Genomic DNA, 13,258 nt, shown 5'->3' on the forward strand with positions numbered 1-13,258 from the left:
AGTACACTTTGAGAATAGAATATATAATCTAGTCTCATTATTTAATCAGTTAAAGTCTTTGAATATAGATTATGCCCCAAAAAGCTGAATTTACTTTATATTTGAAAATTAATTCTGAAAATAAAGAAACTTGAAAAAAGATTTTGACAAGGAAGAAGTCATCAAACATGTAGCTACTTTACTGCAAGAGATTCCCACATCAATGGAAATCGTAAAAGACGACTCCAAAAAAGAACAACGTTTTCTTTATTTAGCAAAACATATGGTCGAAAAGGCCATTAAGAAAGACGCACTTCTCGTCTCTGACGATGGAAGAGGGATTGCTATTTTCTTCAGAATGGACGGAGAAAGTGATGGCTTCTGGACTGAACTGATCAGTGATCTCAAGCTAGCCATAAATGTTACTGGTATCACTAAAGGACTGAAAGCTTTAAAATCTCAGAAATTTGTTCGTCAACAGCGTCCCAATGATGGTGAGTTTTTATATTGTTGGTTTTGGGGAATTCTACCCGATGCTAGGGGAAATACAAGTGACAAAACGCCCTATAAAATGAAAGACGAAATGTTTCGCATTTCCAAGGCTTTACAATTACCAATTTATGCGGAAACCCGTATTAGAAAAGTAAACGTTGCTTACAGAAGGTATGGTTTTGAATTACTTAAGGAATGGAAACATCCTAGTGGTGACAAAATGTATTTTTTAAAATATACCCCACCACAACTGGATTCTAACTAGTTTTAAGCTGCACGAATTTTTTCACGTCTTCTTCGGTAATCTGCTGATCCCCAAGAATAATTAAGCGTTCCACGACATTACGCAACTCCCTTATATTCCCTGTCCAGTTCAGCTTTTCTAAAAGTATAACTGCTTTCGCTTCAAAAACTTTTGGCTTTGTGCCTTGTTCTTTAGCTATTTTTTCTGTGAAGTGGTGAATGAGTTCAGGAATATCTGCCCGTCTATCTTTAAGCGCAGGCACATGAATAATGATCACGGCTAGTCTATGGTATAGGTCTTCTCTGAATCTCTTCTCATTTATTTCCTCCTTTAAGTTCTTGTTGGTTGCTGCAATTACTCTCACATCAACTTTTATATCCTTATCACTGCCTACACGTTGAACTCTGTTTTCTTGCAAGGCTCTCAAGACTTTTGCTTGGGCTGACAAACTCATATCGCCAATCTCATCGAGGAAAATCGTACCTCCATTAGCAGCTTCAAATTTTCCAGCCCTGTCTTTATTGGCAGAAGTAAATGCGCCTTTCACATGTCCAAACAATTCACTCTCAATTAATTCTGAAGGAATTGCAGCACAGTTCACCTCTATAAAAGGCCCTTTATTTCTGTTGCTTTTTTCATGCAGCCAGTGAGCAACAAGCTCTTTACCCGTACCGTTTTCGCCAGTGATTAAAACCCTAGCTTCAGTTGGAGCAACTTTATCGATCATTGATTTAATTTGATCAAGCTCCTCTGACTTACCTACCATTTCAAATTGCTTGGAAACTTTCTTTTTCAATTGCTTGTTTTCTTGAGCAAGCAGAGTATGATCGAGGGCAATTCTCACTGTATTAAGCAATCGGTTTAAATCTGGAGGCTTCGAAATGTAGTCAAAAGCACCCATCCTCATAGTTTCAACAGCGGTTTCTAGATCTCCGTGTCCCGATATCATTATTACAGGAAGTTCAGGTTGAAGTTTTTGACAAGCAGATAAAACTTCCATTCCATCCATCTTTGGCATTTTAATATCGCATAAAACCAAGTCGTAAGATTTTTTTTTGACCAGTTCTATACCTATTAGACCGTCCTCAGCCTCATCAATATTATAATTTTTCTCTTCCTCTAAAAGAATTTTTTTCAATACTCTTCTTATCGCATCCTCGTCTTCAATAATGAGTAATCTTGGCATAATGATTTTAATTTACAGAATTAAATATAAGTTTTATCTGAAGTTTAGAGTGACAACCTTAATATTTTTTAGAATATTTTAAAAGCTAAGTGGTTTTAAAAACAAAACCCACCCTGCGCAATGAAGGGTGGGAAAAAAATTGCTATGAAAAAGAAAAAACACCGCTAAATTTAGCGGTGTTCAAATATATATAATATTCTGTTAACAGCTTAAGAAAACATATCTTTTACTTTTTCAAAGAAAGATTTATCAGATTTGCTTGGATTAGGTTCAAAATTGGAATCTCCAAGATTTGTTTCAAAGAATTCTTTTTGTTCCTTGGATAAATCCTGTGGAGTCCACAAGTTGATATGTACAAGCAGGTCTCCTATTCCATAGCCATTCAGGTTTGGTAAACCCTTATTTCTTAATCTTAGAATTTTTCCACTTTGAGCGCCAGGCTCTACTTTTATTCTCACTTTACCCCCTACGGTTTGTATTTCTTTACTAGCTCCTAAAGCCGCTTCAGGGAAACTGATGAATAAATCATAGTGTAAGTTTTCACCGTCGCGCTGAAGATTTTCATGATTTTTTACTTCAATAAGTACAATCAAGTCTCCGGGAACTCCGTCTCCGACTGGTTCGTTACCTTTATTTCCAACTTTTAGTTGCATTCCGTCTTCAACCCCAGCTGGAATCTTGATGGAAACTGTTTCCTCTGTCATTTTAAGGCCGTGTGCATCGGTACCTTGCCCTTTTTTGTCTATAATTTGTCCGGAACCACCACATGCTGGACATGATGAAGCGGTCTGCATCCTTCCCAGAATGGTATTGGTGACCCTAGTAACCTGACCTGAACCTTTACAGGTTGTACAGGTTTTAAAAGTTGTATCTGATGGTTTTTTCTTTCTTGAAACTTTTACCTTTTTCTCTACACCTTTGGCAACCTCTTCTAAAGTGAGACTAACGCGGATTCTTAAATTTCCACCTTTAGCTCTCTGACGTCCACCGCCAAATCCGCCACCAAATCCAGAGAAACCTTGGCTTCTTCCGCCAAAACCACCTCCAAATATGTCACCGAACTGACTGAAGATATCGTCCATATCCATACCTCCGCCACCAAAGCCTTGAGAACCGTCAAAAGCACTATGACCAAACTGATCGTATTTCTGTCGTTTCTCTTCATTTCCTAGGACCTCATAAGCTTCTGCAGCTTTCTTAAATTTATTTTCAGCTTCAGCATCATCAGGATTCTTGTCGGGATGATACTTTACTGCCATCTTTCTATAGCCCTTTTTTATTTCGGCTTGAGAAGCACCCTTTGCTAAGCCTAATATGTCGTAATAATCTTCTTTCATAATTTATTATTTTCCAGTCACTACTTTAGGATAACGTATGATTTTATCACCAAGAGTGTATCCTTTTTCTACAACATCCACAATTTTTCCTTTCATATCGTCACTTGGAGCAGCAATCTGTGTAATCGCTTCGTGCAGTTCTGAATCGAAGACATCTCCAGCTTTCACAGACATAACTTCCAATCCTTTATTATGAAGAGTTTCTCTCAATTTGTTGCTTATGAGCTCAAGTCCTTCGACCAAAGATTGGTCACTAGATTTTTTAACTTCGAGCATCGCCCTGTCAAAATCATCCAATACAGGAAGCATAGACTGCATTACGTCTTGACTTGCTGTTTTAAATAATTCTATGCGTTCTTTAGAAGTTCTGCGTTTGTAATTTTCAAACTCTGCAAATAGTCTTAAATATTTGTCATCTTTTGCATCAAGCTCCTGTTGTAATTGTTCTTCTTTAGATAATTCTTCCTCAGGAATAGAGTTATCAACCTCCTCAGCTTCATTGTTTTCAACTGTCGAAGCATCTTCTCTTTGAAGTTCTTGAGCATCGTTTTGCTTTTCTTTACTTTCCATTTCTACTGGATCTTTATCGTCTGATTTTATATTTTCTTTACTCATTACTTACTAATTTATTCAAATTAGGCAAATGTACTGCCAATAACAGTTTAGTGCCACAATGACAGATACAAATAATGGAATGTTTTTGGTTATGTTGTCTGGAACTTAAATAAACATAAGATGAAAAAAAGAGTAATTAATTCAATGTTAGTTTTATCATTGATCACCACTGCCTTAAGCTGTAAGAGTGACAAAAAAACTGAAACATCTGATGCTAAAGATGCTAAGGAAACTACCGAAATGGCAGACACTTACAATGTAAACGTAGAACAATCTAAAATTAATTGGGTTGGATCTAAACCAGCTGGAGAACATAACGGTATAGTTCCATTGTCTGAAGGAAGTTTAATGGTATTTGATGAGCAGGTCATTGGTGGTGAAGTCACAATAGATATGATAAGTATCGAAGTTCAGGACTTGGAAGGCCAAGATAAAACAGATCTTGAAAACCACTTAATGGGATATTCAAATGGAAAAGAAGATCACTTCTTTAATGCTACTAAATACCCTGAAGCTAAATTTAAAATTACTGGCTTTGAAACCGTAAAAGATCAGGCCATGTTATCTGGTAATCTAACTTTAAAAGAAACTACAAAAAACATAACTTTCCCGGTAAATGTTTCGATGAATGGTGCTGATGAGTCTTTATTGTTAACATCAGAAAAAATCATTTTAGATAGAACTGAATGGGGAATAAAATTTATGTCAAAATCATTTGTTGAAAATCTTGGAGATAATTTCGTGAGTGATCAAATGAAAATATCTTTTGATTTGAAAGCGTTTAAAGCTGAGTAACATTTAATTCAAATCTTACCAAAATGAAAAATCCCTCAAAACTGAATTTGAGGGATTTTCTTTTTTTATAACCTAAAAGAGATTTAAGCTTCTCCTGTAGGTCCAAAGTTCATAGGAACATTAGGTTTATCTTGTTCTTTAATTTTACCTTGACTTTTTTCAAAACGATTAATATTATCGCTCAAAGCTCTCAACAAACGCTTTGCATGTTGAGGAGTAAGTATAATTCTAGATCTCACTTTATTCTTAGGAGAACCAGGCATTATATTCACAAAGTCCAAAACAAACTCAGTTTGTGAATGATTAATGATAGCCAGATTACTGTAAATTCCTTGGGCCACATCATCATCAATTTGAATGTTTAGCTTTTTTTGCTTTTTATCGTCTTGATCACTCATGCTTAATTAAAGTTTACATTCACTTCTTGTTTCTTCTCCATCATTGTGGCCAACTCTTCCTTGGAACCTACAATAATATCGTCAAATTCTCTAAGTCCAGTACCTGCAGGAATTCTATGTCCTACAATTACATTTTCTTTCAAGCCTTCCAAGTAATCCACTTTACCGCTTACCGCAGCTTCATTTAGTACTTTGGTAGTTTCCTGGAAAGAAGCAGCAGAAATAAATGACTTAGTCTGTAAGGATGCTCTTGTAATTCCTTGAAGAATTGGTGAAGCAGTAGCGGATTCGGCATCTCGTGCTGTCACTAGCTGTTTATCTTCACGTTTCAAGATTGAATTCTCGTCTCTTAAATCACGTAAAGTGACAATTTGACCAGGTTTCAAAGTTGTACTATCTCCAGCATCTTCAACAATTTTCTTTCCAAAAATATTATCATTTTCTTCAATGAAATCCTCTTTGTGCACTAATTGATTTTCTAAGAAAATAGTATCACCAGAATCCTGGATTCTTACTTTTCTCATCATTTGTCTCACAACAACTTCAAAGTGCTTATCGTTAATTTGTACACCTTGCAATCTATATACTTCCTGAACTTCGTTCACTAAGTATTGCTGAACTGCACTAGGACCTTTGATATTTAAAATATCTTCAGGAGTAACAGAACCGTCAGACAGTGGCATACCAGCTTTGACATAATCGTTTTCCTGTACCAAAATCTGGTTGGAAAGTTTGACCAAGTACTTCTTGACCTCACCTAGTTTAGATTCGATGATGATCTCACGGTTACCTCTTTTGATCTTTCCGAAAGAAACAACACCATCAATTTCACTCACTACAGCAGGATTTGAAGGATTTCTCGCTTCAAACAATTCTGTAAGACGAGGAAGACCACCAGTAATATCACCAGCTTTGGATGATTTTCTAGGAATTTTAACCAAAATCTTTCCGATTTTAATTTCCTCATTATCATCTACCATCAAGTGAGCTCCAACTGGTAAGTTGTAAGATCTCAAGATTTCATCATCACTCTTGATATGGAGTGTTGGTATCTTTCGCTTATTCTTGGATTCTATAATTACTTTTTCCTGGAAGCCAGTTTGCTCATCACTTTCAACCTCGTAAGTCTGTCCTTGAGTAATGTTCTCAAATTCAATTTTACCAGAGAATTCAGAAATAATCACACCATTATATGGATCCCATTTACAAATGACATCGCCCTTTTTAACTTTGTCACCAGGGTTGATTAATAATTCAGAACCATATGGAATAACATTCGTACTCAGTGCAATTCCAGACTTCTTATCTATAACTTTAACTTCTGAAGTTCTTGAAATAACAATGTCAACTTTGTTTCCATCACTATTTTTACCTTCAACAGTTTTAAGATCTTCAATCTCTGCAACACCGTCAAATTTAGCTTCGAGTTTGTTTTCTTCTGAAATGTTTCCTGCAATACCTCCAACGTGGAAAGTTCTTAAGGTCAACTGCGTACCTGGCTCACCAATAGACTGAGCAGCAACTACACCAACAGCTTCACCTCTTTGTACAGTTTTATTGGTAGATAAATTTCTTCCATAACATTTCACACAAATACCTTGTTTTGCTTCACAAGTTAATGGAGAACGCACTTCCACCGAATTTAATGCAGAAGCTTCTATTTTATCTGCAGCATCTTCAAGTATTTCTTCACCTGCTGTAGCCAAAAGTTCTTGCGAAATAGGGTCTACAATATCATTTAAAGCAGTTCTACCTACTATTCGCTCACCTAGACTTTCTACAACTTCATCATTTTTCTTCAATGCTGAAACTTCAATACCTCTTAGAGTACCACAATCTTCTTCTCTTACGATCACATCCTGAGATACGTCCACCAATCTACGAGTTAGGTAACCCGCATCGGCAGTTTTTAATGCTGTATCGGCAAGACCTTTACGAGCACCGTGAGTAGAGATAAAGTATTCTAAAATTGAAAGACCTTCTTTAAAATTAGATAAAATAGGGTTTTCGATAATTTCACCACCTGCAGAAGTCGATTTTTTAGGCTTAGCCATCAATCCACGCATACCGGTCAACTGGCGAATTTGTTCTTTAGAACCCCTTGCACCAGAATCAAGCATCATGTACACCGAGTTGAAACCTTGCTTGTCTTCACGAATTCGCTTCATGGCGAGTTCAGTTAAGTTAGCATTGGTTGCAGTCCAGATATCAATAACCTGATTATAACGTTCGTTGTTGGTAATAAGACCCATATTATAGTTACCTATAACTCCTTCAACCTGCTCATTTGCATCATCAATCATAGATTGCTTTTCCGCAGGGATAATAATATCACCAAGAGAGAATGATAACCCACCTCTAAAGGCGAAGTTGTAACCCAAACTCTTAATTTCATCGAGGAACTCAGCCGTTTCAGGGACGGACGTTTTCTTAAGTACTCTTGCGATTACATCACGAAGAGCTTTCTTTGTCATAACATCGTTTATGAAGCCAACATTATCTGGAATAGATTCGTTGAATAGCACACGTCCAACAGTTGTTTCAATATTTTTCTTAACAACCTCACCATTTTCATCAATATCATTAGTTCTGATCGTGATCAAAGCATTTAAGTCAACTTGCTTTTCATTGTAAGCTATGTTAACTTCTTCTGGTGAATAAAACTTCAGACCTTCTCCCTTCACTTTGTGCTCTGGAGTAGATGATCTTGGTTTTGTCATGTAATACAGTCCAAGAACCATATCCTGTGAAGGTACTGTAATTGGAGATCCATTAGCTGGATTCAAAATACTGTGCGATGCCAGCATTAAGAGTTGTGCTTCCAAAATTGCTTCTGGTCCCAATGGAAGGTGAACCGCCATCTGGTCACCGTCAAAATCGGCGTTGAACGCAGTACATACCAATGGGTGTAACTGTATCGCTTTTCCTTCGATTAATTTCGGTTGGAAAGCTTGTATACCAAGTCTGTGAAGGGTTGGAGCACGGTTAAGCAACACAGGATGTCCTTTTAACACGTTTTCCAAGATATCCCAAACTACAGGCTCTTTTTTGTCTATTATTTTCTTAGCAGATTTTACAGTTTTTACAATTCCTCTTTCGATCAGCTTTCTGATCACAAAAGGCTTGTAAAGTTCTGCTGCCATGTCTTTTGGCAATCCACATTCAAACATTTTCATTTCTGGTCCAACGACGATGACAGAACGGGCAGAATAATCCACACGCTTACCAAGGAGGTTTTGTCTGAAACGTCCTTGTTTTCCTTTTAAAGAATCAGAAAGTGATTTTAATGGTCTGTTAGAATCTGTTTTAACTGCAGAAGATTTTCTGGTGTTGTCAAATAGAGAATCTACAGACTCTTGAAGCATACGCTTCTCATTTCGAAGGATGACTTCAGGAGCTTTTATTTCCATCAATCGTTTTAAACGATTGTTTCTGATAATTACTCGTCTATAAAGATCATTCAAATCTGAAGTTGCAAAACGACCACCATCAAGAGGCACAAGAGGTCTTAATTCTGGAGGAGTTACCGGGATCACTTTCATGATCATCCACTCAGGATTATTTTCTCTATTGTTTTTAGAATCTCTAAGCGCTTCAACAACTTGAAGACGTTTTAAAGCTTCTGTTTTTCTTTGCTTAGACGTTTCATTGTTTGCTTTGTGTCTTAAATCATAAGAAAGCTCGTCTAAATCCAGACGTTTTAGAATTTCTAAAAGACATTCAGCTCCCATCTTCGCTAGGAACTTATTTGGGTCATCATCGTCCAAGTATTGGTTTTCCTGTGGAAGTTCTTCTAAAATATTTAAATATTCTTCCTCGGTTAAGAAATCCATCTTTTTCAGTGGCTCACCTTCTTCATTCTTCGCATTACCTGGCTGGATCACGACATATCTTTCGTAATAGATAATCATGTCCAGTTTTTTGGAAGGAATCCCAAGAAGGTATCCGATTTTGTTTGGTAAAGATCTGAAGTACCAGATATGCGCCACAGGAACTACTAAGTTGATGTGTCCAACGCGGTCTCTTCTTACTTTTTTCTCAGTAACTTCTACTCCACAACGGTCACAAACGATTCCTTTGTAACGTATTCTCTTATATTTTCCACAAGCACATTCATAATCTTTGACCGGGCCAAAAATCCTTTCACAAAACAATCCATCTCTTTCTGGCTTGTGTGTTCTGTAATTAATAGTTTCAGGTTTTAAAACTTCGCCTCTGGATTCAGCTAGAATCTTTTCTGGAGAAGATAAACCTATAGAGATTTTATTAAATCTCTTTTGTGTATTCTTATCATTATTTCTTGTCATAATACAAGTGCTAAAGAATTATTGTAATAAATGTGATAACATCTCCTGCCCGAAGGCAGGATTGCTATTACTCTTCTAATCTGATATCTAATCCAAGACCTTTCAATTCATGCATCAACACGTTGAAGGATTCTGGCAATCCTGGTTCCGGCATTGGCTCACCTTTTACGATTGCTTCGTAAGTTTTGGCTCTACCGATGACATCATCAGATTTTACAGTTAAGATCTCTCTCAATGTAGCAGACGCACCATAAGCTTCAAGTGCCCAAACTTCCATCTCACCAAAACGTTGACCACCAAATTGTGCTTTACCACCAAGTGGTTGTTGAGTGATCAATGAGTAAGGTCCGATAGATCTAGCGTGCATCTTATCTTCAATCATATGTCCTAGTTTCAACATATAAATGACACCTACTGTAGCAGGTTGGTCAAAACGTTCACCAGTACCACCATCATAAAGGTATGTATGTCCAAATCTTGGGATTCCTGCCTCATCGGTGAGTTCATTAATTTGATCTAAAGTCGCACCATCAAAAATTGGTGTTGCGAACTTTCTACCTAATTTCTGACCTGCCCAACCAAGAACAGTTTCATAAATCTGACCAATATTCATACGAGATGGTACACCAAGTGGATTCAATACGATATCGACTGGAGTTCCATCATCTAGGAATGGCATGTCTTCTTCTCTTACAATCTTAGCAACAATACCTTTGTTACCGTGACGACCTGCCATCTTATCTCCTACTTTCAACTTACGTTTCTTAGCAACATAAATTTTAGCAAGTTTTAAAATACCAGATGGTAATTCATCACCAACTGTAATTGTAAATTTCTCTCTTCTTAGGTTACCCTGAAGATCGTTTTGTTTGATCTTATAATTGTGTAAAAGATCTGCAACTAAAGCATTTGTTTCTTTATCTGTAGTCCAGGTCCCTTTGGTTAAGTGACTAAAGTCTTCTACAGAATTCAACATCTTAAGAGTGTACTTCTTACCTTTTGGTAACGTATCTTCACCCAGATCATTTTGAACACCTTGTGCGGTCTTACCACCTACGATACCAAATAATTTTTCAATTAATCGGTTTCTAAGTTCTTCAAATTTGACTTGGTACTTCGCTTCAAGAGCATCAATCTCTTGCTTGTCCTGAGCTCTCTTTCGCTTATCTTTTACTGCTCTGGTAAACAATTTCTTGTCTATTACAACACCGTTAAGCGATGGAGAGGCTTTTAAAGAAGCATCTTTTACATCACCAGCTTTGTCACCAAAGATAGCTCTCAATAATTTTTCTTCTGGTGTAGGATCACTTTCACCTTTTGGAGTAATCTTACCAATAAGAATATCTCCAGGTTTAATCTCTGCACCGATTCTGATCATACCATGCTCATCCAAGTCTTTCGTCGCTTCTTCTGAAACGTTTGGAATATCACTGGTTAATTCTTCGTTACCAAGTTTTGTATCTCTTACTTCTAAAGAATACTCATCGATATGAACTGAAGTCAAAAGGTCATCCTTAACCACACGTTCTGATATCACGATCGCATCCTCAAAGTTGTAACCTTTCCATGGCATAAATGCCACTTTCATGTTTCTACCCAAGGCTAATTCTCCATTATCGGTTGCATAACCTTCACAAAGAACTTGACCTTTAGTCACTCTATCTCCAACTCTAACAATAGGTTTTAAGTTGATAGTAGACCCCTGATTTGTTTTTCTGAATTTGATCAAGTCATAAGTCTTATCATCATCGTCAAAACTTACTAATTGCTCATTTTCAGTTCTATCGTAAGAAATGATAATTTTTCTTGCATCGACATAATCAACAGTTCCTTCACCTTCTGCGTTAATTAAAACTCTTGAATCCTGAGCAACACGTCTTTCCAATCCAGTTCCAACAATAGGAGCATCAACTCTCAATAGAGGTAGAGCCTGACGCATCATATTAGATCCCATCAAGGCCCGGTTAGCATCATCATGTTCTAAGAAAGGAATCAATGAAGCTGAGATTGACGAAATCTGGTTTGGAGCAACATCAATATAATCCACTTCTTTAGGATCTACAACTGGGAAGTCACCTTCCATACGAGCAATTACTCGTTCTGAAGTCATAGTTCCATCTTCAGCAACAGGGATATTAGCCTGTGCAATCAATTTATTTTCTTCTTCTTCAGCAGAAAGGTAAAGTGGCTCTGATTTGAAATCAATCTTACCGTTCTCTACTTTACGGTATGGTGTTTCAATGAATCCCATGCTGTTCACTTTTCCGTAAACAGACATAGAAGAAATCAAACCAATGTTTGGTCCTTCTGGAGTCTCAATAGGGCAAAGTCTTCCGTAGTGAGTATAGTGAACATCACGAACTTCAAAACCAGCTCTTTCTCTGGATAAACCACCAGGTCCTAATGCTGAAAGTCTTCTTTTGTTGGTTAACTCTGCTAATGGATTAGTTTGATCCATGAACTGAGACAACTGGTTTGTACCAAAGAAAGAATTAATCACTGAAGACAAAGTCTTCGCATTAATCAAATCAATTGGAGTAAAGACCTCGTTATCTCTAACGTTCATTCTCTCCCTAATGGTTCTTGCCATTCTAGCAAGACCAACACCAAATTGCTGAGAAAGTTGCTCACCTACTGTTCTTACACGACGGTTAGAAAGGTGGTCAATATCATCAACTTCTGCTTTTGAGTTAACTAACTCAATAAGGTACTTAATGATTGTTATGATATCAAGCTTAGTAAGAACCTTGCTGTCCATACTAATATCAAGATTCAATTTTTTATTCATTCTGTAACGACCAACTTCTCCTAAATTGTAACGTTGATCTGAAAAGAATAATTTATCAATAATGCCACGAGCAGTCTCTTCGTCAGGCGGCTCAGCATTACGTAATTGTCTGTAAATATGCTCTACTGCCTCTTTTTCAGAATTAGTAGGATCTTTTTGCAAAGTGTTATATATGATAGCATAGTCACCAGTCAAATTTTCTTCTTTATGAAGAAGAATAGTTTTTGAGCCAGTTTCTAAAATCTCTTCAATATGGTCTTTCTCTAAAGTGGTATCACGGTCAAGTACGATTTCATTTCTTTCGATAGAAACCACTTCACCTGTATCTTCATCAACAAAATCTTCATACCAAGTATTCAATACTCTGGCAGCTAATTTTCTACCAAGGTATTTTTTCAAACCAGTTTTAGAAACTTTCACCTCTTCAGCAAGGTCAAAAATCTCCAAGATATCTTTGTCTCTTTCAAAGCCAATAGCTCTGAAAAGTGTTGTAACAGGTAATTTCTTTTTTCGATCTATGTATGCGTACATCACAGAGTTGATATCCGTAGCAAATTCAATCCAAGATCCTTTAAAAGGAATTACTCTAGCAGAGTAAAGTTTGGTTCCATTGGCGTGAAAAGACTGACCAAAGAACACACCTGGGGATCTGTGTAACTGGGAAACTACGACTCGCTCTGCTCCGTTGATCACAAAAGTTCCACTTGGAGTCATGTAAGGAATAGTACCTAAGTAGACATCCTGCACGATCGTCTCAAAATCTTCATGTTCGGGATCGGTACAGTAAAGTTTTAATCTGGCCTTAAGAGGCACACTGTAAGTAAGCCCTCTCTCGATACACTCTTGAATGGAGTACCTGGGAGGATCTACAAAATAATCTAAAAATTCAAGTACAAATTGATTTCTCGTATCTGTAATTGGGAAATTTTCTTGGAAGGTATTATATAATCCTTCGTTGGATCTTTCTTCTGGCTTAGTTTCAAGCTGGAAAAAGTCTTGGAAAGACTTGACCTGAATATCCAAAAAATCTGGATAATCTGGCTTGTTTTGTACGGAAGAAAAACTAATTCGTTCATTATGCATTGCTAACATCTAAGAAAGATTTTAATGCTTTGAA

The 13,258-nt window shown here is 36.9% G+C and carries 8 protein-coding genes; 2 read left to right on the plus strand and 6 right to left on the minus strand.

Annotated elements, in window-relative coordinates; translation table 11 throughout:
- Window positions 1-130: 130 nt before the first annotated feature.
- Entirely contained in the window at window positions 131-736 is a 606-nt protein-coding gene (locus tag LB449_RS09175; protein WP_224454805.1) for a hypothetical protein, read from the plus strand.
- Here the strand turns inward: LB449_RS09175 and LB449_RS09180 are convergent.
- The 3 genes from LB449_RS09180 to LB449_RS09190 all read right to left on the minus strand — a co-directional run bounded on the left by LB449_RS09180 (window position 729) and on the right by LB449_RS09190 (window position 3,853).
- Window positions 729-1,901 carry a sigma-54-dependent transcriptional regulator gene (locus LB449_RS09180; protein WP_224454806.1) on the minus strand — a complete coding sequence of 391 codons (1,173 nt, stop codon included), beginning with the start codon at window positions 1,899-1,901 and terminating at the stop codon, window positions 729-731. The genes LB449_RS09175 and LB449_RS09180 overlap by 8 nt on opposite strands.
- Before the next feature lie 209 nt (window positions 1,902-2,110).
- A complete protein-coding gene (gene dnaJ / locus LB449_RS09185) occupies window positions 2,111-3,238 on the minus strand; it encodes a molecular chaperone DnaJ (RefSeq protein WP_224454807.1) in 1,128 nt (375 codons plus the stop codon).
- A gap of 6 nt (window positions 3,239-3,244) precedes the next feature.
- Window positions 3,245-3,853 (minus strand): nucleotide exchange factor GrpE, encoded by a 609-nt coding sequence (locus LB449_RS09190; RefSeq protein WP_224454808.1) that lies wholly within the window; start codon window positions 3,851-3,853, stop codon window positions 3,245-3,247.
- Window positions 3,854-3,973: 120 nt separating this feature from the next.
- Here LB449_RS09190 and LB449_RS09195 point away from each other — a divergent pair, with 120 nt between their 5' ends.
- Complete coding sequence (locus LB449_RS09195; RefSeq protein ID WP_224454809.1) at window positions 3,974-4,648, plus strand: YceI family protein; 675 nt, start codon at window positions 3,974-3,976, stop codon at window positions 4,646-4,648.
- Between the two features lie 83 nt (window positions 4,649-4,731).
- Here LB449_RS09195 and LB449_RS09200 read toward each other — a convergent pair whose 3' ends face one another.
- The 3 genes from LB449_RS09200 to rpoB form a co-directional block, all read right to left on the minus strand.
- Window positions 4,732-5,046, minus strand: a complete 315-nt coding sequence (locus LB449_RS09200) for a DUF3467 domain-containing protein (protein ID WP_224454810.1) — start codon at window positions 5,044-5,046, stop codon at window positions 4,732-4,734.
- 2 nt (window positions 5,047-5,048) lie between these two features.
- Window positions 5,049-9,353, minus strand: a complete 4,305-nt coding sequence (gene rpoC, locus LB449_RS09205; RefSeq protein ID WP_224454811.1) for a DNA-directed RNA polymerase subunit beta' — start codon at window positions 9,351-9,353, stop codon at window positions 5,049-5,051.
- Between the two features lie 67 nt (window positions 9,354-9,420).
- Window positions 9,421-13,233 carry a DNA-directed RNA polymerase subunit beta gene (rpoB, locus tag LB449_RS09210; RefSeq protein ID WP_224454812.1) on the minus strand — a complete coding sequence of 1,271 codons (3,813 nt, stop codon included), beginning with the start codon at window positions 13,231-13,233 and terminating at the stop codon, window positions 9,421-9,423.
- Between the last annotated feature and the right edge of the window lie 25 nt (window positions 13,234-13,258).

This window comes from Psychroflexus lacisalsi (assembly GCF_020164495.1).
Taxonomy (GTDB): domain Bacteria; phylum Bacteroidota; class Bacteroidia; order Flavobacteriales; family Flavobacteriaceae; genus Psychroflexus; species Psychroflexus lacisalsi.

Bases quoted from the DNA above. Each gene is read 5' to 3' on its own strand.
- LB449_RS09180 (WP_224454806.1), bottom strand. From the start codon at position 1,901: ATGCCAAGATTACTCATTATTGAAGACGAGGATGCGATAAGAAGAGTA.
- dnaJ (WP_224454807.1), bottom strand. From the start codon at position 3,238: ATGAAAGAAGATTATTACGACATATTAGGCTTAGCAAAGGGTGCTTCT.
- LB449_RS09200 (WP_224454810.1), bottom strand. From the start codon at position 5,046: ATGAGTGATCAAGACGATAAAAAGCAAAAAAAGCTAAACATTCAAATT.
- rpoB (WP_224454812.1), bottom strand. From the start codon at position 13,233: ATGTTAGCAATGCATAATGAACGAATTAGTTTTTCTTCCGTACAAAAC.
- rpoC (WP_224454811.1), bottom strand. From the start codon at position 9,353: ATGACAAGAAATAATGATAAGAATACACAAAAGAGATTTAATAAAATC.
- LB449_RS09190 (WP_224454808.1), bottom strand. From the start codon at position 3,853: ATGAGTAAAGAAAATATAAAATCAGACGATAAAGATCCAGTAGAAATG.
- LB449_RS09195 (WP_224454809.1), top strand. From the start codon at position 3,974: ATGAAAAAAAGAGTAATTAATTCAATGTTAGTTTTATCATTGATCACC.